The sequence below is a fragment of the Kitasatospora sp. NPDC088783 genome, from assembly GCF_044750705.1.
Classification (GTDB): domain Bacteria; phylum Actinomycetota; class Actinomycetes; order Streptomycetales; family Streptomycetaceae; genus Kitasatospora; species Kitasatospora fiedleri.
Genome location: NZ_JBIVKJ010000003.1, coordinates 374,258 through 397,266, shown reverse-complemented (window position 1 = coordinate 397,266; position 23,009 = coordinate 374,258). Strand labels below are relative to the sequence as shown.

General features: G+C 70.4%; 16 protein-coding genes. 12 read left to right on the top strand and 4 right to left on the bottom strand.

Annotated features, from left to right (window positions below):
• Window positions 1-5 precede the first annotated feature (5 nt).
• Window positions 6-2,744, bottom strand: coding sequence for a PKD domain-containing protein (locus tag ACIP60_RS10255; protein ID WP_400682105.1), 2,739 nt, complete (start codon window positions 2,742-2,744; stop codon window positions 6-8).
• 297 nt (window positions 2,745-3,041) lie between these two features.
• Here ACIP60_RS10255 and ACIP60_RS10250 point away from each other — a divergent pair, with 297 nt between their 5' ends.
• The gene (locus ACIP60_RS10250; protein WP_400682674.1) at window positions 3,042-5,504 is read left to right on the top strand and encodes a SpoIIE family protein phosphatase; all 2,463 of its coding nucleotides are present in this window, start codon (window positions 3,042-3,044) and stop codon (window positions 5,502-5,504) included.
• A gap of 22 nt (window positions 5,505-5,526) precedes the next feature.
• Here the strand turns inward: ACIP60_RS10250 and ACIP60_RS10245 are convergent, their stop codons facing one another.
• Complete coding sequence (locus tag ACIP60_RS10245; protein WP_400682103.1) at window positions 5,527-6,642, bottom strand: hypothetical protein; 1,116 nt, start codon at window positions 6,640-6,642, stop codon at window positions 5,527-5,529.
• A gap of 211 nt (window positions 6,643-6,853) precedes the next feature.
• On the opposite strand from ACIP60_RS10245, the gene typA reads away from it, so the two are divergent.
• The 11 genes from typA (at window position 6,854) to ACIP60_RS10190 (ending at window position 20,784) form a co-directional block, all read left to right on the top strand.
• Window positions 6,854-8,758, top strand: coding sequence for a translational GTPase TypA (gene typA, locus ACIP60_RS10240; RefSeq protein WP_282202447.1), 1,905 nt, complete (start codon window positions 6,854-6,856; stop codon window positions 8,756-8,758).
• Window positions 8,759-9,112: 354 nt separating this feature from the next.
• Window positions 9,113-10,741, top strand: coding sequence for an ABC transporter substrate-binding protein (locus ACIP60_RS10235; RefSeq protein WP_400682101.1), 1,629 nt, complete (start codon window positions 9,113-9,115; stop codon window positions 10,739-10,741).
• Window positions 10,742-10,881: 140 nt separating this feature from the next.
• Window positions 10,882-11,808, top strand: coding sequence for an ABC transporter permease (locus ACIP60_RS10230; protein WP_100836511.1), 927 nt, complete (start codon window positions 10,882-10,884; stop codon window positions 11,806-11,808).
• Window positions 11,801-12,751 carry an ABC transporter permease gene (locus ACIP60_RS10225; protein WP_400682098.1) on the top strand — a complete coding sequence of 317 codons (951 nt, stop codon included), beginning with the start codon at window positions 11,801-11,803 and terminating at the stop codon, window positions 12,749-12,751. Before ACIP60_RS10230 ends, ACIP60_RS10225 begins: the two co-directional genes overlap by 8 nt.
• A gap of 17 nt (window positions 12,752-12,768) precedes the next feature.
• A complete protein-coding gene (locus tag ACIP60_RS10220) occupies window positions 12,769-13,821 on the top strand; it encodes an ABC transporter ATP-binding protein (RefSeq protein ID WP_100836509.1) in 1,053 nt (350 codons plus the stop codon).
• Window positions 13,814-14,833 (top strand): ABC transporter ATP-binding protein, encoded by a 1,020-nt coding sequence (locus ACIP60_RS10215; protein WP_400682095.1) that lies wholly within the window; start codon window positions 13,814-13,816, stop codon window positions 14,831-14,833. Before ACIP60_RS10220 ends, ACIP60_RS10215 begins: the two co-directional genes overlap by 8 nt.
• A 167-nt stretch (window positions 14,834-15,000) precedes the next feature.
• Window positions 15,001-16,626, top strand: coding sequence for an ABC transporter substrate-binding protein (locus tag ACIP60_RS10210; RefSeq protein WP_400682093.1), 1,626 nt, complete (start codon window positions 15,001-15,003; stop codon window positions 16,624-16,626).
• A gap of 81 nt (window positions 16,627-16,707) precedes the next feature.
• Window positions 16,708-17,634, top strand: a complete 927-nt coding sequence (locus tag ACIP60_RS10205) for an ABC transporter permease (RefSeq protein ID WP_400682091.1) — start codon at window positions 16,708-16,710, stop codon at window positions 17,632-17,634.
• On the top strand, window positions 17,627-18,640 hold the full coding sequence (locus ACIP60_RS10200) for an ABC transporter permease (RefSeq protein WP_400682089.1): 1,014 nt from the start codon (window positions 17,627-17,629) through the stop codon (window positions 18,638-18,640). The genes ACIP60_RS10205 and ACIP60_RS10200 overlap by 8 nt, the downstream gene beginning before the upstream one ends.
• 16 nt (window positions 18,641-18,656) lie before the next feature.
• Window positions 18,657-19,709 (top strand): ABC transporter ATP-binding protein, encoded by a 1,053-nt coding sequence (locus tag ACIP60_RS10195; protein ID WP_400682086.1) that lies wholly within the window; start codon window positions 18,657-18,659, stop codon window positions 19,707-19,709.
• Window positions 19,699-20,784, top strand: coding sequence for an ABC transporter ATP-binding protein (locus ACIP60_RS10190; RefSeq protein WP_400682085.1), 1,086 nt, complete (start codon window positions 19,699-19,701; stop codon window positions 20,782-20,784). Before ACIP60_RS10195 ends, ACIP60_RS10190 begins: the two co-directional genes overlap by 11 nt.
• Before the next feature lie 70 nt (window positions 20,785-20,854).
• Here the strand turns inward: ACIP60_RS10190 and ACIP60_RS10185 are convergent, their stop codons facing one another.
• Both ACIP60_RS10185 and ACIP60_RS10180 read right to left on the bottom strand, forming a co-directional pair.
• Entirely contained in the window at window positions 20,855-21,925 is a 1,071-nt protein-coding gene (locus tag ACIP60_RS10185; protein WP_400682083.1) for an ABC transporter ATP-binding protein, read from the bottom strand.
• Between the two features lie 10 nt (window positions 21,926-21,935).
• A complete protein-coding gene (locus ACIP60_RS10180) occupies window positions 21,936-23,003 on the bottom strand; it encodes an ABC transporter ATP-binding protein (protein WP_400682081.1) in 1,068 nt (355 codons plus the stop codon).
• Window positions 23,004-23,009: the final 6 nt, after the last annotated feature.

Genomic DNA, 23,009 nt, shown 5'->3' with positions numbered 1-23,009 from the left:
CGGCGTCAGGGAGCGGTGTAGCCCTGGATGTCGACGATCGCGTCGGTGCTGCCCACGTGGTTCGCGACCTCGATCAGGCCGTCGCGCACGGGCACCAGCGCCAGGTTCGAGACGATCGCCCCGGGCGCCAGGTTGAGGTTCGAGGTGGTCCACTCGGTGGTCGCGGGGTCGCCCGCGGCCAGCCAGTCCTCGTACCGGGAGTTCAGGCCGGTCAGGTTGACCAGCACTGCCGTGGCGTCGGCCGGGACGCCGTACTTCCGGACGTCCACCAGGGTCTCGGACGCCGGGCTGACCGGCTTCCCGGTGGTCCGGGTGTCCAGCGCGCGCACCGGGCGCACCGGCACCAGCGGGTTGTCCGCGGCGCCGTAGTAGCCCTGCAGGTCGGCGATCAACTGCACGGCGCCGACGTGGTTGTACAGCCTGACCGTGCCGTCCGCGGCGATCGGGACGGTGACCTGGTTGGCGACGGTCGCGCCCCGGCTCACGTTCAGGTTCGAGACCGACACCGGGAACGACGGGTTCGCCGCGATGTAGGTGTGCTCGGTGGAACCGGTCGCGGTCAGGTTCAGCACCGCCGCCTTCGCGTCGTCCGGCAGCAGGCCGGGCCCGCGCACCTTGAACGACAGCGAGGCGTCCGCGCCCAGTGCCCCGGCCCGCGCGCCCAGCCCGCTGCGGGTGTCCAGTGCCCGGACCGCCCGCACCGGGTGCAGGTCCGTCCGGACCTGCGGCTTCACGCCGTAGTAGCCCTGCACGTCCGCGACCAGGTCGGTGCGGCCGGAGTGGTTGTACAGCGTGATGGTGCCGTCCGCCGCCACCGGGACCATCGCCGTGTTGCCGACGTCCCGGCCCGGCACGGCGTTCAGGTTCGAGGTGTCCGGCCGGGCGCCGTCCCCGTACGCGATGACGTGGGTCTCCTCGGTGCTGCCGGTCGCCGTCAGGTTGACCAGCACCGCCGTCACCGTGCCGTCGCCGGGCACCCCGGCCGTGCCGGTCACCTTCAGCTTCAGCGTGCCGTCCGGCCCGAGCCGCCCCTTCGGCGCACCCAGCCCGCTGCGGGTGTCCAGCGTCCGCACCGGCTGCGCCAGCGGCACGTACGCGGGGCCGACGGTGACCCGGGTGCTCTTCTTCAGGGTGCGGCCGTGGTCGTCGGTGACGGTCAGCTCGACCGGGTAGCTGCCCGGCGCGGCGTAGCGGTGAGTCGCGGTCGGCGTGGTGACGGCCGGGGTGCCGTCCCCGAAGTCGTACCGGTAGGAGGCCACCGGGTACTGGCTGTCCAGGCCGGACGCCTCGGACCGCACCGTGAGCGTGTCCGCGCCCTCGGCGGGGGAGGTCTTCAACTCGGCGGCCAGCGGCCGGTCGGCGACGGTCACCAAGAGGCGGCCGTAGACCTTCTTGCCGCTGCTGTCGGTGACCGTCAGCACCGCGGTGTAGTTGCCGAAGCCCGGGTAGGTGTGCGGGACCTCGGCCCGGTCCGCGGTGACGGGCACCTGCGGGCTGCCGTCGCCGAAGTCGAAGACGGCGGTGGACGGGAACCACGGCGAGGTGAAGCCCAGATCGAACACCGCGTCGTACCGGGCGCGCTGCGGGTGCTGGGCCGAGATGTCCCGAGCGGTGGCGACGACCGGGTTGGTCTGCTCGACGGCGCCCCGGTCGTACCAGCCGGTGGCCGTGCCGGTGTTCGGGGCGTAGGGGGAGTCCACCCGCGGGTACCCGGCGAAGTCGACGGGGAGCATCCCGGGCACGGTCGCGTCCGCCGAGTCGGTGGTCGACTGGTCGAGCTTGCCGTCCTCCGCGCTCGTGTAGTCCCGCTCGCCCTGCCCGCTGCCGGCCCGGAACGCGTCCGCGGAGCGGTACGGGGTGCCAGCCCAGCGGTACGGGGTGTCGACGGACTGCACCGAGTTGTACTTCACGGTCGTGCCGGACACCGAGTCGGCGGTGACGTCGACGGCGATCCTGCCGTCCGCGGGGCAGGGCTGGCCCGGGGCCTGGGCACCGTAGCCGGTCACGAGGTTGTTGGCGATCGTGCCGCCGGCCGACCCGCCGGTGAGCCGGATCCGCGTCACGCACGGGCCGCTGACCGTGTTCGACACCACCGTCGTTTCCGGCGCGCCGTCGACGAGGACGCCGCCGCTCGCGCCGGCCGTCAGGTAGTTGCCGGTGAGCACGGTGCCCGAGGCGCCCCGGTCGACCCGGATCGCGGAGTTCGCGGTGCTCCGGGCCAGGGTGACCCCGCTGCCGCCGCTGACGTGCACGGCGGAGGAGTCCGCCCCCCACGGCGCCCCGATCCGGAGCCGGGTCAGCCCGATCTGCGCGGAGTCCATCACGGTGACCGGCGAGCGGTCCAGCGGCAGATCCGATCCGAGGATCCCCAGTTCGGACACGTTCAGGAGGCTCGCGCCGCGCACCGTCAAGCTGGTCACGCTGACGCCGCCGGGCAGCCCGCCGAATCCGCTCGGGCCGACGAAGCTGATCGGCGCACCCGCCGTCCCCGAGCGGGTCAGCACCACGTCCTCGGCGTAGGCCCCCGGCGCGATGTGCACGGTCTGGCCCGGCCCGGCCGTCCGCGCGGCTGCGGAGACCGTGCAGAACGGGGCCGCCTCACTGCCCGGGCCGTCGTCCGCGCAGTTCGCGCCGGACCGGTCGACCCAGAGGTCCGTGGTCCGCGCCGAGGCCGCCACCGACGGCAGCACCCCGGTCGCGGCGAGAACCGTCACGGCCGCCGCTGCCACCCGTCTTGAACGCATGGGTGTTCCTCCTCAAATTCCGGTAAAAACCGAAGGTAGGGGCGTGATGATGCCAGACCGGTCGTACACCGCCGCGCGAGGGTTGCCCCGAGTCCCGTGAGCCCGTCACGGGGCGTTGGGACACCCGATTCGATGTTGTGACGTGGAAGGGTGTGTGCGCCCGCGCCCGGATGATGAATACTCGGACATCGAATACTCGGTCTTCTCGACACCGGATGGGCGCGGGTTGGAGGGGTCGGTCCGTTGAACAGCTTCCCGGCACGGAACGTGACGCACGGCAGTAGCGGCTATGCCGCGGTGCCGGAGCAGCCGGGTGCCCCGACGACCCCCGCTCCGCTGCCGCTCGGCTGGGGACAGGGCGGCTCGGGCACCATCTACGACTACATCCGGGTCGCGACCTTCGCGATCGGGGCCGACGGGCGGATCGCGCAGTGGAGCGACCGGGCCGCCGAGTTCTTCGGCGTCCCCGCCGCGGAGGCGGTCGGCGCCGACCCGATCACCGCGTTCATCCCGCGCGAGCTGTGGCAGCGCGGGCGGGCCCGGCTGGAGCGCATCCTGTCCGGCGAGGAGTGGGTCGGCACCGCCCCCTACCGGGACCAGTCCGGCGCCGAGAGCCTCGCCGAGGTCTACGCGATGCCTGCCAGCGCCGACGGCTCGGCCACCTGCCTGGCCGTCGACCTGGGCCGGCTGCGCGCCATCGAGACCGACCTGGCCGCCTCCGAGGCGGTCATCGGCCAGACCCCCACCGGCTTCTTCCTGTTCGACACCGACCTCAGGCTCCAGCGGGTCAACGCCGCGTTCGCGGCCGGCGTCGGCCGCAGCCCCGCCGCCCTGCAGGGCCTCGCCCCCGGCGACGTGTTCCGCCCCTCCGACGCGGACCGGCTGCTGCTCGCCCTGCGCAAGGTGCTCGCCGGCCAGGAGCCCGTCCTCGACCTGCGGCTGTCCGGCCCGGTCCGGGCCGCCCGCCCCAGCGCCGGCCGCGACGAGGACCAGCGCACCTGGGCCGTCTCGCTGTACCGGCTCACCGCCGCCAATGGCCGCCCGATCGGCGTGGCCGGCCAGGTCCAGGACGTCACCAGCCGGCACATCGCCGAGCGCGAGGCGGCCGGCGTGCGCCGCAGCCTCGCCCTGCTGAACGAGGCGTCCACCCACATCGGCTCCACCCTCGACCTGGAGACCACCGCCAAGGAACTGCTCGACGTGATCGTCCCGCAGTTCTGCGACGTCGCCACCGTCGACCTGTACACCGCGCTGCTCACCGGCGACTCCGCCCCGCTCACCGCCAACCCGGAGAGCGGCGAACTGCGCCGGGTCGCCGTCTCCAGCGTGGTCGGCAACGCCCCCTCGGTGCTCGGCACCGAGCGCGGCGGCGTCCGGGTCGCCGAGGCCGGCGGCACGCTCTGCTACCCGCCGCGCTCCCCGCACGCCCGCGCCCTGCGCACCGGCCGCAGCGTCGTCCCGCAGCCCGGGCCCGACCCGCTGCTGCGCTCCACCCTGGTGGTGCCGCTGGTCGCCCGCGACCAGGTGCTCGGGCTGGTCCAGCTCTCCCGGGCGATCGGCAGCGAGCCGTTCGACGCCCGCGAGGTGGCGATCGCCGAGGAACTCGTCGCCCGCGCCGCCGTCTGCGTCGACAACGCCCGCCTCTACCGCCGCGAGCACGAGCGCGCGCTGATCCTCCAGCGCAGCCTGCTGCCCCCCGGCAACCCGGCCGCCTCCGGCCTGGAGATCGCCCGCCGCTACCTGCCCAGCAACAACAACACCGAGGTCGGCGGCGACTGGTTCGACGTCATCCCGCTGCCCGGCAGCCGCACCGCCCTGGTGATCGGCGACGTGATGGGCCGCGGCCTGCGCGCCGCCGTCGCGATGGGCCAACTGCGCACCGCCGTACGCACCCTGGCCATGCTCGACCTCGACCCCGAAGAGGTGCTCTCCGCCCTCGACGAGATCGCCCGCGGCCTGGGCAACGACGAGGACCCGGACCGCTCCAGCGCCGAGGTCTACCTCGCCACCTGCGTCTACGCGGTCTACGACGCCGTCAAGCAGCGCTGCACCTTCGCCAACGCCGGCCACCTCCCGCCGGTGCTGCTGGCCCCCGGCCAGGGCGCCCGGACCATCACCGTGCCGCCCGGCCTGCCGCTCGGCGTCGGCGGCGAGCCGTTCGAGGAGGTCACCGTCGACCTGCCGGAGGGCGCCGTGCTGGCCCTCTACACCGACGGCCTGGTAGAGTCCCGCAAGCACCAGCTCGACGAGGGCATCGACGCGTTCCGGGCCGCCCTCGAGGGCGGCTCCGACCGGATCGAGGAACTCTGCGACCAGGTGCTGGAGGAGCTCAACCCGCACCACGGCGAGGACGACATCGCCCTGCTGATGGCCAAGGTCAAGGGCCTACCCAAGGGCTCGGTCGGCGACTGGCGGCTGCCCCCCGAGCCCACCTCGGTCGCCAAGGCCCGCGAGGCCGCCTGCGGCTGGCTGCTGGAGCGCGGCCTGGACGAACTGGTCGACACCTCGGAGCTGCTGGTCAGCGAGCTGGTCACCAACGCGCTGCGGCACGGCCGCGGCGAGATCCGGCTGCGGCTGCTGCGCGACAAGACCATGGTCTGCGAGGTCTGGGACGACGCCTACGCCCAGCCCCGCCAGCGCCGCGCCCAGGAGACCGACGAGGGCGGCCGCGGCCTCCAGCTGGTCTCCCTGCTGGCCGAGCGCTGGGGCAGCCGCCGCACCCCCAAGGGCAAGATCGTCTGGTTCGAGCTGTCCCTCTAGCCGGACGCCGGCCGGACAGGGCCTAGTCGAGGACGACGGCCGCGGCCCGGTGCTCCACCAGGGCGATCCGGGCCAGGCCGGGCAGCAGCTTCCCGGCCCGGGCCAGCGCCTCCCGGGCCTCGTCGTCACGGTGGACGGCGAACAGCGCGGCGGCCCGCGAGCACAGGGCGTTGGCCGTGCCCGCGGCGTCGGCCGTCAGCCGCAGGCCCAGCGCGGACGCCTTCAGCGCCTCCTGCCGCTCACCGCGCAGCCGCAGCACGTCGGCCCGGACCAGGGCGGCCTGCGGGCGGCTGCCGAGCACGTCGAGTTCGGCCGCCAGCCGCGGCAGGTACTCGGTCGGGGGGAGCAGCCCGGCCTCCGCCGCGCACACCAGCACCCGGGCACGCAGCAGCGCCGTCGCCCAGTCGGCACCGGGCAGCGGGCCGGGGGTCAGCTGCCCGGCGTCCGCCAGGGCCCGCTCCCACTGGCCCCGGGCGAGCCGCACCTGGATCCGGAGCGCGGTGCCGGGCCGTCCGGTGGCCTCCCCGGCGGCGGCCAGCAGCGCGGCGGCCTCGTCGATCCGGCCGCCGTCCAGGGCCCGGTGGGCGGCCGCCTCGGCGGGCGTCAGGTAGACGTCGGCCAGCGCGGCCGCCGGAGCGGTGGGCAGCCGGAACACCGTCCAGCCCGCGCCCCCGGCGAGACCCGCGGTGAACACCAGCTCCAGCAGCGGTACCGCCGCCAGCACGATGCCGAACGGCCGCCAGCCGGTGGGCGCGGACACCAGCAGGAACCCGCCGAGCAGCACCGGCGCGGCGTACGCGGCGGTCACCACCGCCCAGGTCCGGGCCCGGGGCGCGCGGAGCCACTGGTACACGCCGTGGAACAGCGGCAGCGGCACGGCCCGCACCACCAGTCGGCGCGAGCCGAGCGGGACGGTGAACAGCCGCGGACCGCCGCCGAGGCTGTGGGACAGCGCCCGGAGGCCGCCCAGCGGGCCGAGCAGCGCCAGCAGCAGCTGGGTGAGGTCGACGGCGGCGAAGATGCCGCCCAGCAGGCCGAGCAGTTGGACGCCGATGTTCTGGTGGGGGGCGCTGTGCAGGGCGAACTGGCTGCCGACGGCCACCGCCACGACGAACAGGATGCGGATGCTTCTCTTCACCGCCGTACTGTCCCGTGCCTTGGTGCGTACCGGAAGCAGCGATACCCAGTGGTGATCTCCGCCGCCCCGCCACCGCCCGTTTCGGCTCCATTGAGCCCTTCCCCGTACGATGGGAAGAAGCCGAGGCATGTGCCGTGCCCGGTGGGTGGACCGGTGAATGCTGACGCGGGCCGGGCACCGTGACCCACGATTCCGGGAGAATCAGCGCCGCATGCCCACGCGCAACGACATCCGAAACGTCGCCATCGTCGCCCACGTCGACCACGGCAAGACCACCCTGGTCGACGCCATGCTGAAGCAGGCCGGCGCCTTCGCCGCCCACCAGCAGCTCGACGACCGGATGATGGACTCGAACGACCTGGAGCGCGAGAAGGGCATCACCATTCTCGCGAAGAACACCGCGGTCAAGTACCACCCCAAGGACGGTGGCGCGCCGATCACCATCAACATCATCGACACCCCCGGCCACGCCGACTTCGGCGGTGAGGTCGAGCGCGGCCTGTCGATGGTGGACGCGGTCGTCCTGCTGGTCGACGCCTCCGAGGGCCCGCTGCCGCAGACCCGCTTCGTGCTGCGCAAGGCGCTCACGGCCCGGCTGCCCGTCATCCTGTGCATCAACAAGACCGACCGTCCGGACGCCCGGATCGACGAGGTCATCAACGAGACCTACGACCTGTTCCTCGACCTGGACGCGGACGAGGACCAGATCGAGTTCCCGATCGTCTACGCCTGTGCCCGTGACGGCGTGGCCTCGCTGACCAAGCCGGAGAACGGGACGGTTCCGGCCGACTCCGACAGCCTGGAGCCGTTCTTCTCCACCATCCTGGAGCACGTCCCGGCCCCGGTCTACGACGAGGACGCCCCGCTGCAGGCGCACGTCACCAACCTGGACGCCGACAACTTCCTGGGCCGCATCGCGCTGCTCCGGGTCGAGCAGGGCGAGCTGCGCAAGGGCCAGACGGTGGCCTGGATCAAGCGCGACGGCTCGATCCAGAACGTCCGGATCTCCGAGCTGCTGATGACCGAGGCGCTCACCCGCAAGCCCGCCGAGAAGGCCGGCCCCGGCGACATCTGCGCCGTCGCGGGCATCTCCGAGATCATGATCGGCGAGACCCTCGCGGACACCGAGAACCCGATCGCGCTGCCGCTGATCACCGTCGACGAGCCGGCGATCTCGATGACCATCGGCACCAACACCTCGCCGCTGGTCGGCAAGGGCGGCTCCGGCAAGGGCGCGGACGCCAAGTCCGGCGCCAAGGTGGACCGCAAGGTGACGGCCCGCCAGGTGAAGGACCGTCTGGAGCGCGAGCTGATCGGCAACGTGTCGCTGCGCGTGCTGGAGACCGAGCGCCCGGACGCCTGGGAGGTGCAGGGCCGCGGCGAGCTGGCGCTGGCCATCCTGATCGAGACCATGCGCCGCGAGGGCTTCGAACTGACCGTCGGCAAGCCGCAGGTGGTCACCCGCGAGGTCAACGGCAAGACCCACGAGCCGGTCGAGCGCCTCACCGTGGACGTCCCCGAGGAGCACATGGGCGCCGTCACGCAGCTCATGGGCATCCGCAAGGGCCGGATGGACAACATGTCCAACCACGGTTCGGGCTGGGTCCGGATGGAGTTCGTGGTGCCGTCCCGCGGCCTGATCGGATTCCGGACGGAGTTCCTCACCAACACCCGCGGCACCGGCATCGCGCACTCGATCCACGAGGGCTACGAGCCGTGGTTCGGCCAGCTGACGACCCGCAACAACGGCTCCCTGGTCGCCGACCGCTCCGGCGTGGTCACCGCCTTCGCGATGACCAACCTGCAGGAGCGCGGCGTGCTGTTCACCGACCCCGGCACCGAGGTGTACGAGGGCATGATCGTCGGCGAGAACTCGCGCGCCGACGACATGGACGTGAACATCACCAAGGAGAAGAAGCTCACCAACATGCGTTCCTCGAACGCCGACGTGGCGGAGTCCATCGTGCCGCCGCGCAAGCTCTCGCTGGAGCAGTCGCTGGAGTTCTGCCGCGAGGACGAGTGCATCGAGGTGACCCCGGAGACCGTGCGCATCCGCAAGGTCGTCCTGGACGCCAAGGAGCGCGGCCGCACCGCCTCGCGCGCCAAGAAGGGCTGACCCCGCCCGGCTCCACCCCGTTCGGCCGACCGGCCGGCGTCCTCGCGGACGCCGGCCGGTCGCGTTTTCCGTGACGTTCCGTCACTGGACTCCGGGCGCGGATCGTTCGTTAATCGGACGTCACGGATCGTCATCCGTGACAACTGTCCGTTTCGCCCGTGTCTGGGTATGTCTGCAATGTCCGTTTTCCGGGATTCATTCGGCGTTCATGTGACCAAATTGAAATCCGTATTGGTCATTTCCGTATCCGTGAGTGACCGATAGTGGGTGCAGTCGAGCTCGGGTCGAGGCTCCTGCGCAGGGGTGCGCGCCAGGCCGCGAGTGATCTGCAACACGATTTCAGGAGGCACACCCATGCGCGGTGCCAACCAGGCCAAGTGGGTTGTCGCAGCCGTCGCGGTCGCCCTCGCCGCCACCGCTTGCGGCAGCGGCAGCTCTTCGAGCGGCTCCACCGGGGCGTCCAACGCCCAGGGCACGTTCAGCTACCAGAGCACCGAGCCGCAGAACCCGCTCCAGCCGGCGAACGCCATGGAGGTCGGCGGCGGCCGCATCATCAAGACCCTGTTCAAGGGTCTGGTCGACTACGACCCCACCAGCGGTGAGCTCCGCAACCAGGTCGCCGACAAGATCGAGACCACCGACGCCCAGAACTACACCGTCACCCTGAAGTCGGGCTGGACCTTCCACGACGGCACCCCGGTGACCGCCAAGTCCTTCGTGGACGCCTGGAACTGGTCCGCCAACACCAAGAACAAGCAGATCAACTCCGACTGGTTCTCGGACATCCAGGGCTACGCGGACGTCCACCCGGACGAGGGCGACCCGAAGGCCGACACCATGTCCGGCCTGAAGGTCGTGGACGACACGCACTTCACCATCGCGCTGAACGGCCCGGTCTCGTACTTCGAGTACAAGCTCGGCTACACCGCCTTCTCGCCGCTGCCCGAGGTCTTCTTCACCGACCCGGCGAAGTACGGCCAGGCCCCGATCGGCAACGGCCCCTACAAGTTCGTCTCGTGGGAGCACAACAAGGCCGTCACCGTCGCCGCCTACGACAAGTACGCGGGCGTCGACAAGCCGAAGAACGGCGGCATCGTCTTCAAGAACTACGCCCAGGCCGAGGGCGCCTACAAGGACCTGGTCTCCGACAACCTGGACGTGCTGGACCAGGTCGACCCGAGCGACCTGGCCTCGTACAAGAACGACCTGGGCGACCGCGCCGTCGACCAGGCCCAGGGCGCCATCCAGTCGATCTCCTTCTCGCTGTACGCGGACGACTGGAAGCCGGAGAACCTGGCCAAGGTCCGCCAGGGCCTGTCGATGGCGATCGACCGCGACACCATCACCAAGACGGTGCTCAACGGCTCGCGCCAGCCCGCCAACTCCTGGGTCGCCCCGGGCGCCATGGGTTACAAGGACAACACCTGCGGCGAGTACTGCACGTACAACCCGGAGAAGGCCAAGCAGCTGATCACCGAGGGCGGCGGCGTCCCCGGCAACAAGATCACCGTGCTGTACAACGCCGACGGCGGCCACAAGGAGTGGGTGGACGCGGTCTGCAACTCCATCCGCCAGGCCACCGGCGTGGAGTGCACCGGCGACGCCAAGCCGGACTTCAAGACCTCCCGCGACCTGATCAAGAACAAGAAGGTCGACGGTCTGATGCGCACCGGCTGGGTGCAGGACTACCCGCTGAACGCCAACTACCTGCGCGACGTGTACGGCACCGGCGCCGCGGCCAACGACGCCGGCTACTCCAGCCCGGAGTTCGACAAGCTGGCCGCCGAGGCGGACAAGGCCACCTCGGTGAAGGAGACCGCGGACCTGTACCAGAAGGCCGAGGAGCAGCTGGCCAAGGACATGCCGGCCATCCCGCTCTGGTACTACAAGACCACCGCCGGTTACTCGAAGAACGTGCAGAACGTGAAGTACGACTCCTTCGGCGACCCGGTCTTCACCCAGGTCGAGGTCAAGCAGAAGTAACCGAGCCGGCACCGCGCGGCTCGAACAGACACGGCCGGTGCCGTGCCCCGCCCCACCGGGCGGCCCGGCACCGGCCGTTGTCACGTCCAGAACTCTGACACCGGGACGACAGCCCGTCAGAGCAGTCAATTGGAGGCACGATGGGGCGCTACGTCGCGAGGCGACTGCTCCAGATGATCCCGGTGTTCCTGGGCACGGTCACCATCATCTTCTTCATGACCCGTCTGCTGCCCGGTGACCCCGCGGCGGCGATGTGGGGCGACAAGGCCGCCGACCCGGCCCAGCTCGCCGCGTTCAAGCACGACATGGGACTCGACGTCTCCAAGTGGCAGCAGTACCTCAACTACATGGGGAACCTGCTCACCGGCGACTTCGGCACGGCCATGAACGGCCGCAAGGTCATCGACCTGATCGGCGAGGCCCTCCCGGTCACCGTCCGACTGGCGCTGCTGGCCTTCGTCTTCGAGCTGGTCGTCGGCATCGGCATCGGCCTGTTCGCCGGCCTGCGCCGGGGCAAGGCGTTCGACAAGTCGACCCTGGTCCTGACCCTGCTGCTGATCTCCGTCCCCGTCCCGGTGCTCGGCTTCGTCTTCCAGACCGTCTTCGGCATCCAGCTCGGCTGGGTCACCCCGACGGTGCAGAGCAGCACCGACCTGAGCCAGCTGATCCTGCCCGCCGTCGTGCTGGGCTCGATCTCGCTCGCGTACGTCGCCCGCCTGACCCGGACCTCCATCGCGGAGAACCTGAAGGCCGACTACATGCGCACCGCCGTCGCCAAGGGCCTGCCCCGGCGCAAGGTGATCGGCACCCACCTGCTGCGCAACTCGATGATCCCGGTGGTCACCTTCCTGGGCACCGACCTGGGCGCCCTGATGGGCGGTGCGATCGTCACCGAGGGCATCTTCAACGTCCAGGGCGTCGGCCACGCGCTCTACCAGGCCATCAACCGCAACGAGGGCGCGACCGTCTCCGGCTTCGTCGTGGTGCTGGTGCTGGTCTACCTGGTTGCCAGCCTGCTCGTCGACCTGCTCTACGCGGTCCTGGACCCGAGGATCCGGTATGCCTGACCTGATCACGAAGAACGCCCCCGCCGGGGACGGCGAGACCCCCGCCGAGCGGGTCGCCGTCCCGATGCCCAAGACCGAGAAGCCCCGCAGCCTCGGCCTGGACGCCTGGCACGACCTGCGCAAGCGCCCGGTCTTCATCATCTCGGCCGCGCTGATCGTCCTGCTGGTGCTGTTCGCGGTCTTCCCCAGCCTGTTCACCTCGGTGGACCCGCGGGCCGGCGACCTGCGCCACCACTACCTGACCAAGCCGCAGTACCTGCACTTCTTCCAGGCCGACTGGTTCGGCTACGACGGCCAGGGCCGCTCCATCTACGCCCGGGTGATCTACGGCGCCCGCGCCTCGGTGGTCGTCGGCATCTGCGTCACCACCGGCGTCACCGTCCTGGGCGGCCTGCTGGGCATGGTGGCCGGCTACTACGGCGGCTGGGTCGACACCATCGTCTCCCGCTTCACCGACATGGTCTTCGGCATCCCGCTGCTGCTCGGCGCGCTGGTCATGCTGAACGCCTTCTCGGTCCGCACGGTCTGGTCGGTGGTCTTCGCCCTGGTGGTGCTCGGCTGGACGCAGATGACCCGCGTGATGCGCGGCTCGGTGATCACCGTCAAGCAGTCCGACTACGTGACCGCGGCCAAGGCGCTCGGCGCCGGCACCGGCCGGATCATGTTCAAGCACATCCTGCCGAACGCGATCGCCCCGGTGATCGTGGTGGCGACCATCGCGCTGGGCGGCTACATCGCCACCGAGGCCACGCTGAGCTTCCTCGGCATCGGCCTCCAGGACCCGACCATCTCCTGGGGCATCGACATCAACTCGGCCCAGAAGGTGATCCGGCAGGCGCCGTTCGCGCTGTTCTTCCCGGCCGGCATGCTCAGCCTCACCGTGCTGGCGTTCATCATGCTCGGCGACGCGGTGCGCGACGCCCTCGACCCGAAGCTGCGTTGAGAGAGGCGGCCCGCATCATGACCACCGCACGTGAGAAGACCACTGCCGTGAAGGACCGTCCGGCCCCCGGCACCCCGCTGCTCGAAGTCCGCGACCTGCACGTCGAGTTCAAGACCCGGGACGGCGTCGCCAAGGCCGTCAACGGCGTCAACTACTCGGTCGCGGCCGGCGAGACGCTGGCCGTGCTGGGCGAGTCCGGCTCCGGCAAGTCCGTCACCGCGCAGACCATCATGGGCATCCTCGACATGCCGCCCGGCCGGGTCACCGCCGGCGAGATCCTGTTCCGCGGCCGGGACATGCTCAAGATGTCCAACGAGGAGCGCCGGAAGATCCGCGGCCGGAAGATCGCGATGATCTTCCAGGACGCGCTCTCCTCGCTCAACCCGGTGCTCTCCGTCGGCTACCAGCTCGGCGAGATGTTCCGGGTGCACGAGGGCGCCTCCAAGAAGGAGGCCAAGGCCAAGGCCATCGAGCTGATGGACCGGGTCCGCATCCCCGCCGCCGCCCAGCGCGTGGGCGACTTCCCGCACCAGTTCTCCGGCGGCATGCGCCAGCGCATCATGATCGCGATGGCGCTGGCCCTGGAACCGGACCTGATCATCGCGGACGAGCCGACCACCGCGCTGGACGTCACCGTCCAGGCCCAGGTGATGGACCTGCTCGCCGAGCTCCAGGCCGAGTACCACATGGGCCTGATCCTGATCACCCACGACCTCGGCGTGGTCGCCGACGTCGCGGACAAGATCGCCGTCATGTACGCCGGCCGGATCGTCGAGACCGCCCCCGTGCACGACCTGTACGCCAACCCCGCCCACCCCTACACCGAGGGCCTGCTCCGGTCGATCCCGCGACTGGACCAGAAGGGCGAGGAGCTGTACGCGATCAAGGGCCTGCCGCCCAACCTCTACAAGGTCCCGGCCGGCTGCGCGTTCAACCCGCGCTGCGACAAGGCCGTCGACCTGTGCCGTACCGAGGTCCCCGCCCTGCACCAGGTCACCGACCGGGACGGCGCGGAGCTCGCCGGGCGCAAGAGCGCCTGCCACCTCTGGAAGGAGACCCTCCATGGCTGAGCAGCCCATCCTGGAGGTCCGCGACCTGGTCAAGCACTACCCGCTGACCCAGGGCATCCTGTTCAAGAAGCAGGTCGGCGCGGTCAAGGCCGTCGACGGCATCTCCTTCGCCCTGCACAAGGGCGAGACGCTCGGCATCGTCGGCGAGTCCGGCTGCGGCAAGTCCACGCTCGCCAAGGTCCTGATGAACCTGGAGCGGGCCACCGCCGGCCAGGTGCTCTACAAGGGCGAGGACATCTCCCGGCTCTCCGGGGCCGCGCTCAAGGCGGTGCGCCGCAACATCCAGATGGTCTTCCAGGACCCGTACACCTCGCTGAACCCGCGGATGACGGTCGGCGACATCATCGGCGAGCCGTACGAGATCCACCCGGAGGTGGCGCCCAAGGGCGACCGCCGCAAGGCCGTCCAGGACCTGCTGGACGTGGTGGGGCTCAACCCGGAGTACATCAACCGGTACCCGCACCAGTTCTCCGGCGGCCAGCGCCAGCGCATCGGCATCGCCCGCGGCCTGGCGCTCAAGCCGGAGATCATCATCTGCGACGAGCCGGTCTCCGCGCTGGACGTCTCGGTGCAGGCCCAGGTGATCAACCTGCTGGAGCAGCTCCAGCAGGACTTCGAGCTCTCCTACATGTTCATCGCGCACGACCTCTCCATCGTCCGGCACATCTCCGACCGGGTCGGCGTGATGTACCTCGGCAAGATGGTCGAGATCGGCACCGACCTGGAGATCTACGACCACGCCACCCACCCGTACACCCAGGCGCTGCTCTCCGCGGTGCCGGTGCCGGACCCGGCGGACCGCGAGAACCGCGAGCGGATCATCCTCTCCGGGGACATCCCCTCCCCGGCCAACCCGCCCTCCGGGTGCCGGTTCCGCACCCGCTGCTGGAAGGCGGAGGAGCGCTGCGCCACCGAGGTCCCGCTGCTCGCCGTCCCGGAGCTGCCGGCGCCCGGCGCCCGGCACGAGTCGGCCTGCCACTTCGCGTCGGAGCGTGAGACCGCCGCGGCGTGAGACCGCCGCTGCGTGAGCCGGACGCGGCCGCGGACGGGGGCACCGGGAGACACTCCCGGTGCCCCCGCCGCGTTCCTCCCCCGTCCGGCCCTACTGCGGTCGCGTCGCCGCGGCCCGCCCCTTCTCATGAGGTGAGATGCGTCTTACCCCCCTGAGGAGGAAGCTCCATGCCTGCAGGCACCCGCGTGCGCTGGGCCCTGGTCAGTGCGACGTCCGTGGCCCTGGTGGCCACGGGCTGTGGCAGTAGTGGCAGCGGCTCCGGCAGCGGTTCGTCCGACACCAGCAAGACGTTCACGTACCAGAGCAGCGAGCCGCAGAACCCGCTGCAGCCGGCCAACGCCAACGAGACCGGCGGCGGACGCATCGTGCAGAACCTGTTCAAGGGCCTGGCCGACTACGACCCGTCCAACGGCAAGCTGCGGATGCAGGTCGCCGACTCGATCGACACCAGCGACTCGCAGACCTACAACGTGACGCTCAAGTCGGGCTGGACCTTCCACGACGGGACGCCGGTGACCGCGAAAAGCTTCGTGGACGCCTGGAACTGGGCGGCGAACACCGGGAACAACCAGATCAACAGCTCCTGGTTCGGGGACATCGAGGGCTACAAGGACGTCCACCCGGACAGCGGCTCGCCGACCACCGACAAGATGTCCGGCCTGACCGTCCAGGACGACACCCACTTCACCATCAAGCTCTACAACAAGGTCTCGTACTTCCCGTACAAGCTGGGGTACGTGGCCTTCTCGCCGCTCCCGGAGGGGTTCTTCAAGGACCCGGCGGGCTACGGGCAGAAGCCGGTGGGCAACGGCCCCTACGAGTTCGTCAGCTGGGACCACAACTCGCAGGTGGTCACCAAGACCTTCGCCAACTACCAGGGCGTGGACAAGCCGAAGAACGGCGGCGTCGTCTTCAAGATGTACACCACCGCCGAGGCCGCCTACGCGGACCTGCAGTCGAACAACCTGGACGTGATGGACCAGGTGCCGCCGTCGGCGCTGGCGAACTACAAGAACGACCTCGGCGACCGGGCGATCGACTCCCCGCAGGGCGCGATCCAGAACATCGGCTTCACCCTCTACCAGGCCGACTGGCAGGGCCAGGACAAGGCCAAGGTCCGGCAGGGCCTGTCGATGGCGATCGACCGGGACACCATCACCAAGACGGTGCTCCAGGGCTCGCGCAAGTCGGCCACCGCCTGGGTCGCCGAGGGCGTCGAGGGCTACAAGTCCGGTACCTGCGGGGACTTCTGCACGTACAACGCGGACAAGGCGAAGCAGCTGATCACCGAGGGCGGCGGCGTCCCCGGCAACGCCGTCAAGATCACGTACAACGCGGACGGCGGCCACAAGGAGTGGGTGGACGCGGTCTGCAACTCGATCCGGCAGGCGACCGGGGTGGACTGCAGCGGCGACCCGAAGACCGACTTCAAGACCGCCCGCGCGGCCATCACCGGGCACCAGATCAACGGCCTGTTCCGCACCGGCTGGGTGCAGGACTACCCGCTGAACGCCAACTTCCTGGCCGACGTCTACAAGACCGGCGCCGCCTCCAACGACTTCGGCTACTCCAGCCCGGAGTTCGACAAGCTCGCCAACGAGGCCGACCAGGCCGCCTCGATCCAGGACACCGCGACCGGCTACCAGAAGGCCGAGGAGCAGCTGGCGATCGACATGCCGGCCATCCCGCTCTGGTACTACCGGACCAACTCCGGCTACTCCACCAAGGTCCAGAACGTCGCGTTCGACTCCTTCGGCAACCCGGCCTGGACCCAGGTCGAGGTCAAGGGCTGACCGTGCCCGCGCCGGCCCCGTCCTCCCCGCACGGAGGGCGGGGCTCCGGTACTACGTCACCCCTTCGGAGGGAGGGCTCCCATGGGCCGTTACGTGCTACGCCGCGTGCTCCAGATGATCCCGGTGTTCTTCGGGGCCACGCTGCTGATCTTCCTGATGGTGTACAGCCTGCCGGGCGACCCGGTCGCCGCGATGTTCGGCGACAAGGCGGCCGACCCGGCGACCGTGGCCAACCTGCGGCACCAGTACTACCTCGACCAGCCGCTGTGGAAGCAGTACCTGCACTACATGAACAACATCTTCCACCTGGACTTCGGCACCAGCTTCACCGGCCGCCCGGTCTCCGAGATCATGGCGGACGCCTTCCCGGTCACCATCCGGCTCGCCCTGGTCGCCTTCTTCTTCGAGATCGTGATCGGCCTCCCGCTGGGCCTGATCGCCGGCCTCTACCGCGGCAGCATCGCCGACACCCTGGTGCTGCTGGTCACGCTGATCGTCATCTCGATCCCGGTCTTCGTGCTCGGCTACATCGCCCAGACGATCTTCGCGATCAACCTGGGCTGGGTGACGGCGACCGTCCAGGACCCCCGGGACATCAGCCAGTTGATCCTGCCGGGCCTGGTGCTGGCCTCCCTGTCACTGGCGTACGTGGCCCGGCTCACCCGCACCTCGATCGGTGAGAACCTGCGCGCCGACTACATGCGCACCGCGGTGGCCAAGGGCCTGCCGCGGCACACCATCATCGGGCGGCACCTGCTGCGCAACTCGCTGATCCCGGTGGTGACCTTCCTGGGGACCGACCTCGGGGCGCTGATGGGCGGCGCGATCGTCACCGAGGGCATCTTCAACATCGCCGGTGTCGGCAACGTCCTCTACAAGGCGATCAACCAGAAGGAAGGCCCGACGGTGGTCGGCATCGTCACCGTGCTGGTGCTGGTGTACCTGGTCGCCAGCCTGGTCGTCGACCTGCTGTACGCCGTCCTGGACCCGAGGATCCGCTATGCCTGACCGGAACGGGGACATCCCCGACGAGCACGACCCGCTGCGGAACATCCAGCCCACCGACAGCGACCACCTGGACTACGTCGGACAGCAGGGACTGGCCGTCGAGCAGGAGACGCTGATCGAGCCGGACCCGGCCAAACGGGAACAGGCCCGCAGCCTGTGGGGCGACGCCTGGCGGGACCTGCGCAAGCGGCCGACCTTCATCGTCTCCGCCCTGCTGATCCTGCTGCTGATCATCATCGCGATCTTCCCCGGGCTGTTCACCGACGCCGACCCGCGGGCCTCCGACCTGACCCGCGACTACCTGCGCAAGCCCGACTACACCGACTTCTTCGGCGCCGGCTGGTTCGGCTACGACGGCCAGGGCCGCTCGATCTACGCCCGGGTGCTCTACGGCGCCCGCGCCTCGATCACGGTCGGCATCTGCGTCACCCTGGCGGTGACCGTGCTCGGCGGGCTGGCCGGGATGACCGCCGGGTACTTCGGCGGCTGGATCGACGCCGTGCTCTCCCGGCTCACCGACATCTTCTTCGGCATCCCGCTGCTGCTCGGCGCGCTGGTGCTGCTGAACGCGTTCACCACCCGCAACGTCTGGTCGGTGGTGATCGCGCTGGCGGTGCTCGGCTGGACCCAGCTGGCCCGCGTGATGCGCGGCTCGGTGATCACCGTCAAACAGTCCGACTACGTGGTCGCCGGACGGGCGCTGGGCGCCGGGACGGGGCGGCTGATGTTCCGCCACATCCTGCCGAACGCGCTCGCCCCGGTGATCGTGGTGGCGACCATCGCGCTGGGCGGCTACATCACCGCGGAGGCCACGCTGAGCTTCCTCGGCATCGGCCTCCAGGACCCGACCATCTCCTGGGGCGTGGACATCTCCTCCGCGCAGAAGGTGATCCGCCAGGCCCCGTTCGCCCTGTTCTTCCCGGCCGCCGCGCTCTCCGTCACCGTGCTGGCCTTCATCATGCTGGGCGACGCGGTGCGCGACGCCCTCGATCCGAAGCTGCGCTGAGCGAGGGGAAAGGCACATGAGCACCGTCGCCGACCAGGCCCGACCCGCCCGCGAGGAACCCTTCGACGGGCCGCTGCTGGACGTGAAGGACCTGCACGTCGAGTTCAAGACCCGGGACGGCGTCGCCAAGGCCGTCAACGGCGTCAACTACACCGTCAGCGCGGGCGAGACGCTGGCCGTGCTGGGCGAGTCCGGCTCCGGCAAGTCCGTCACCGCGCAGGCCATCATGGGCATCCTCGACATGCCGCCGGCCAGCATCCCGCAGGGGGAGATCCTGTTCCGCGGCCGGGACATGCTGAAGATGCCGAAGGACGAGCGCCGCAAGATCCGCGGGCAGAAGATCGCGATGATCTTCCAGGACGCGCTCTCCTCGCTCAACCCGGTGCTCACGGTCGGCTACCAGCTCGGCGAGATGTACCGCAAGCACCGCGGCGACAGCCGCAAGGACGCCAAGGCCAAGGCCGTCGAGCTGATGGACCGGGTCCGCATCCCCGCCGCCAAGGAGCGGGTCAACGACTACCCGCACCAGTTCTCCGGCGGCATGCGCCAGCGCATCATGATCGCGATGGCGCTGGCCCTGGAACCCGACCTGATCATCGCGGACGAGCCGACCACCGCGCTGGACGTCACCGTCCAGGCCCAGGTGATGGACCTGCTCGCCGACCTCCAGGCCGAGTACCACATGGGCCTGATCCTGATCACCCACGACCTCGGCGTGGTCGCCGACGTCGCGGACAAGATCGCCGTCATGTACGCCGGCCGTATCGTCGAGACCGCCCCCGTGCACGAGCTCTACGCCCGGCCCGCCCACCCCTACACCCGGGGGCTGCTGGACTCCATCCCGCGGCTCGACCAGAAGGGCCAGGAGCTCTTCGCGATCAAGGGCCTGCCGCCCAACCTGCTGCGGATCCCGCCGGGCTGCGCCTTCAACCCGCGCTGCCCGCGGGCGCAGGACATCTGCCGGCAGGAGGTGCCGCCGCTGGCCCAGGTGACCGAGGACGACGGGACGCCGCTGGCCGGACGGCGCAGCGCGTGCTTCTTCTGGAAGGAGACCCTCCGTGACGGTTAACGGTGCCACTCCGCTCGGGGCGACCACCCCCGAGGAGGTCGCGTTCACCCAGGAGGTGCCGCGCGGCGAACCCATCCTGGAGGTCCGCGACCTGGTCAAGCACTTCCCGCTGACCCAGGGCATCCTGTTCAGGAAGCAGGTCGGCGCGGTCAAGGCCGTCGACGGCGTCTCCTTCGACCTGATGCAGGGTGAGACGCTCGGCATCGTCGGCGAGTCCGGCTGCGGCAAGTCCACGCTCGCCAAGGTCCTGATGAACCTGGAACCCGCCACCGCCGGCTCGGTGAAGTACAAGGGCGAGGAGATCTCGCACCTGTCCGGGGCCGCGCTCAAGGCGGTGCGCCGCAACATCCAGATGGTCTTCCAGGACCCGTACACCTCGCTGAACCCGCGGATGACGGTCGGCGACATCATCGGCGAGCCGTACGAGATCCACCCGGAGGTGGCGCCCAAGGGCGACCGCCGCAAGGCGGTGCAGGACCTGCTGGACGTGGTGGGGCTGAACCCGGAGTACATCAACCGGTACCCGCACCAGTTCTCCGGCGGCCAGCGCCAGCGCATCGGCATCGCCCGCGGCCTGGCGCTCAAGCCGGAGATCATCATCTGCGACGAGCCGGTCTCCGCGCTGGACGTCTCGGTGCAGGCCCAGGTGATCAACCTGCTGGAGCAGTTGCAGAGCGAGTTCAACCTGTCGTACATGTTCATCGCGCACGACCTCTCGATCGTCCGGCACATCTCGGACCGGGTCGGCGTGATGTACCTCGGGCGGATGGTCGAGATCGGCACCGACCTGGAGATCTACGACCACGCCACCCACCCGTACACCCAGGCGCTGCTCTCCGCGGTGCCGGTGCCCGACCCGACCGCGCGGGAGCACCGGGACCGGATCGTGCTGACCGGCGACGTGCCCTCCCCGGCCAACCCGCCCTCCGGGTGCCGGTTCCGCACCCGCTGCTGGAAGGCCCAGGAGAAGTGCGCCCGGGAGGACCCGGCGCTGACCGTGCGGGACTGGCTGGAGGGGCGGGCCCGGCACGACTCGGCCTGCCACTTCGCCGGCGAGCGGGACAACCTGATCTGACCCCGGCACGGAACGCGGCAGGGCCCCACCGAACGGATCGGTGGGGCCCTCGCGCGGGACGGCCGGGGGCTCAGACCCCGGCGCGCTGCTCCGGGACGGCGCTGGTGGTGCCCTCCTCGGGGAAGTGGCAGGCCGTCAGGTGCCCGGCCGCGTTGCCGGAGAGCTGGATCAGCGGCGGCTCCTCCGCCGCGCACTTCTCCTGCGCCTTCCAGCAGCGGGTCCGGAACCGGCAGCCCGAGGGCGGGTTGACCGGGGAGGGCACGTCGCCGACCAGGCGGATGCGCTCGCGGTCGTCGTCCGGGTCGGCCTCCGGGACGGCGGAGAGCAGGGCGTGGGTGTACGGGTGCCGGGGGGACTCGTACAGCGACGTGCGGTCGGCGATCTCGACGATCTTGCCGAGGTACATCACCGCGACGCGCTGCGAGAAGTGCCGCACCACCGACAGGTCGTGGGCGATGAACAGGAAGGCGATGCCCAGCTCGCGCTGCAGCTCCTGGAGCAGGTTGACCACCTGCGCCTGGATCGACACGTCCAGCGCCGAGACCGGCTCGTCCGCGACGATCAGCTTCGGGCTCAGCGACAGCGCGCGGGCCACGCCGATGCGCTGGCGCTGGCCGCCGGAGAACTCGTGCGGGAAGCGGTTGTAGTGCTCCGGGTTGAGGCCGACCGTCTCCAGCAGCTCCTGCACCCGGCGCTGGACGCCGCCCTTCGGGTTGATCCCGTTGATCTCCATCGGCGCGCCGATGATCGAGCCGACGGTGTGCCGCGGGTTCAGCGAGGAGTACGGGTCCTGGAAGATCATCTGGATCTCGGACCGGATCGGCGCGAGCTCCTTGCGGCCGGCGTGGGTGATGTCCTGGCCGGCGTAGCGGATCTCGCCCCCGGTCGGCTCCAGCAGCCGGGTCACCAGGCGGCCGGTGGTCGACTTGCCGCAGCCGGACTCGCCGACCAGGCCCACCGACTCGCTGGGGAACACCTCCAGGTCCAGGCCGTCCACCGCGTGCACCGCGCCGACCTGGCGCTTGAACAGGAAGCCGTCCATCACCGGGAAGTGCTTCTGCAGGCCCTTGAGCGACAGCAGCGGGTCACCGGGGGCGGGCACCGGGACGGCCGGCTTGTCGAGGGTCAGTTCGTTGCTCATGGGGTCCCTCTCAGCCGAGCCGCGGCTTGATCTGGTCGATGAAGATGTCCTGCCGCTGCGCCGGGTTCAGGTGGCAGGCGGCGGCGTGCCCGGTCGCGGGGGAGAGCGGCGGGCGCTCCGTGGTGCAGCCGCCGCCGATCACGTACTCGCGGAAGTCGCAGCGCGGGTTGAACGGGCAGCCGGACGGCAGGTTGATCAGGCTCGGCGGGGTGCCGCGGACCGGCCGCAGCGGCACGTTCACGTCGCCGGTCAGGCTCGGCATCGAGGCCAGCAGGCCCCAGGTGTACGGGTGCTGAGGGGCCTTCAGCACCTCGCGGACGGTGCCGCGCTCCACGGCCCGGCCCGCGTACATCACCATGATGTCCTGGGCGGTCCGGGCGACCACGCCCAGGTCGTGGGTGATCAGGATGATCGCGGTGCCCATCTCCTGCTGGAGGTCCTTCAGCAGGTCCAGGATCTGGGCCTGCACGGTGACGTCCAGCGCGGTGGTCGGCTCGTCCGCGATGACCAGCTTGGGGTCGCAGACCAGCGACATCGCGATCATCGCGCGCTGGCGCATGCCGCCGGAGAACTGGTGCGGGTAGTCGTCGACCCGCAGGGTGGGCTGCGGGATGCCGACCTTGGTCAGCATCTCGATCGCCCGGTCCCGGGACTCCTTCTTGGAGGCGCCGGTGTGCTTGCGGTAGGTCTCGCCGATCTGCTTGCCGATGCTGTGGAACGGCGACAGCGCGGTCAGCGGGTCCTGGAAGATCATCGACATCTTCTGGCCGCGGAGCTTCTCCAGCGTCCGGTTCGAGGCGCCGATCAGTTCCTGGCCATCCAGCTTGATCGAGCCGGTGATCTCGGTCCGGTCCGGGTTGTGCAGCCCCAGCACGGCCAGGTTGGTCACCGACTTGCCGGAGCCGGACTCGCCGACGATGCCGAGCGTGGAGCCCGGGGCGACGTCGAAGGAGAGGTTGTCCACGGCCCGGACCACGCCGTCCTCGGTGCTGAAGCGGACCGAGAGGTCGCGGACTGAGAGGAACGGCGTGCCGCCGCTGCCGGCGGACACCTCCTCGGGCTTGGCCTGGGTGGTCATGGACTG

What these genes read in the sequence shown, in the direction of transcription:
- ACIP60_RS10255 (WP_400682105.1), bottom strand. Translation starts at nt 2,744, where the DNA reads ATGCGTTCAAGACGGGTGGCAGCGGCGGCCGTGACGGTTCTCGCCGCG.
- typA (WP_282202447.1), top strand. Translation starts at nt 6,854, where the DNA reads ATGCCCACGCGCAACGACATCCGAAACGTCGCCATCGTCGCCCACGTC.
- ACIP60_RS10235 (WP_400682101.1), top strand. Translation starts at nt 9,113, where the DNA reads ATGCGCGGTGCCAACCAGGCCAAGTGGGTTGTCGCAGCCGTCGCGGTC.
- ACIP60_RS10230 (WP_100836511.1), top strand. Translation starts at nt 10,882, where the DNA reads ATGGGGCGCTACGTCGCGAGGCGACTGCTCCAGATGATCCCGGTGTTC.
- ACIP60_RS10225 (WP_400682098.1), top strand. Translation starts at nt 11,801, where the DNA reads ATGCCTGACCTGATCACGAAGAACGCCCCCGCCGGGGACGGCGAGACC.
- ACIP60_RS10220 (WP_100836509.1), top strand. Translation starts at nt 12,769, where the DNA reads ATGACCACCGCACGTGAGAAGACCACTGCCGTGAAGGACCGTCCGGCC.
- ACIP60_RS10215 (WP_400682095.1), top strand. Translation starts at nt 13,814, where the DNA reads ATGGCTGAGCAGCCCATCCTGGAGGTCCGCGACCTGGTCAAGCACTAC.
- ACIP60_RS10210 (WP_400682093.1), top strand. Translation starts at nt 15,001, where the DNA reads ATGCCTGCAGGCACCCGCGTGCGCTGGGCCCTGGTCAGTGCGACGTCC.
- ACIP60_RS10205 (WP_400682091.1), top strand. Translation starts at nt 16,708, where the DNA reads ATGGGCCGTTACGTGCTACGCCGCGTGCTCCAGATGATCCCGGTGTTC.
- ACIP60_RS10200 (WP_400682089.1), top strand. Translation starts at nt 17,627, where the DNA reads ATGCCTGACCGGAACGGGGACATCCCCGACGAGCACGACCCGCTGCGG.
- ACIP60_RS10195 (WP_400682086.1), top strand. Translation starts at nt 18,657, where the DNA reads ATGAGCACCGTCGCCGACCAGGCCCGACCCGCCCGCGAGGAACCCTTC.
- ACIP60_RS10185 (WP_400682083.1), bottom strand. Translation starts at nt 21,925, where the DNA reads ATGAGCAACGAACTGACCCTCGACAAGCCGGCCGTCCCGGTGCCCGCC.
- ACIP60_RS10180 (WP_400682081.1), bottom strand. Translation starts at nt 23,003, where the DNA reads ATGACCACCCAGGCCAAGCCCGAGGAGGTGTCCGCCGGCAGCGGCGGC.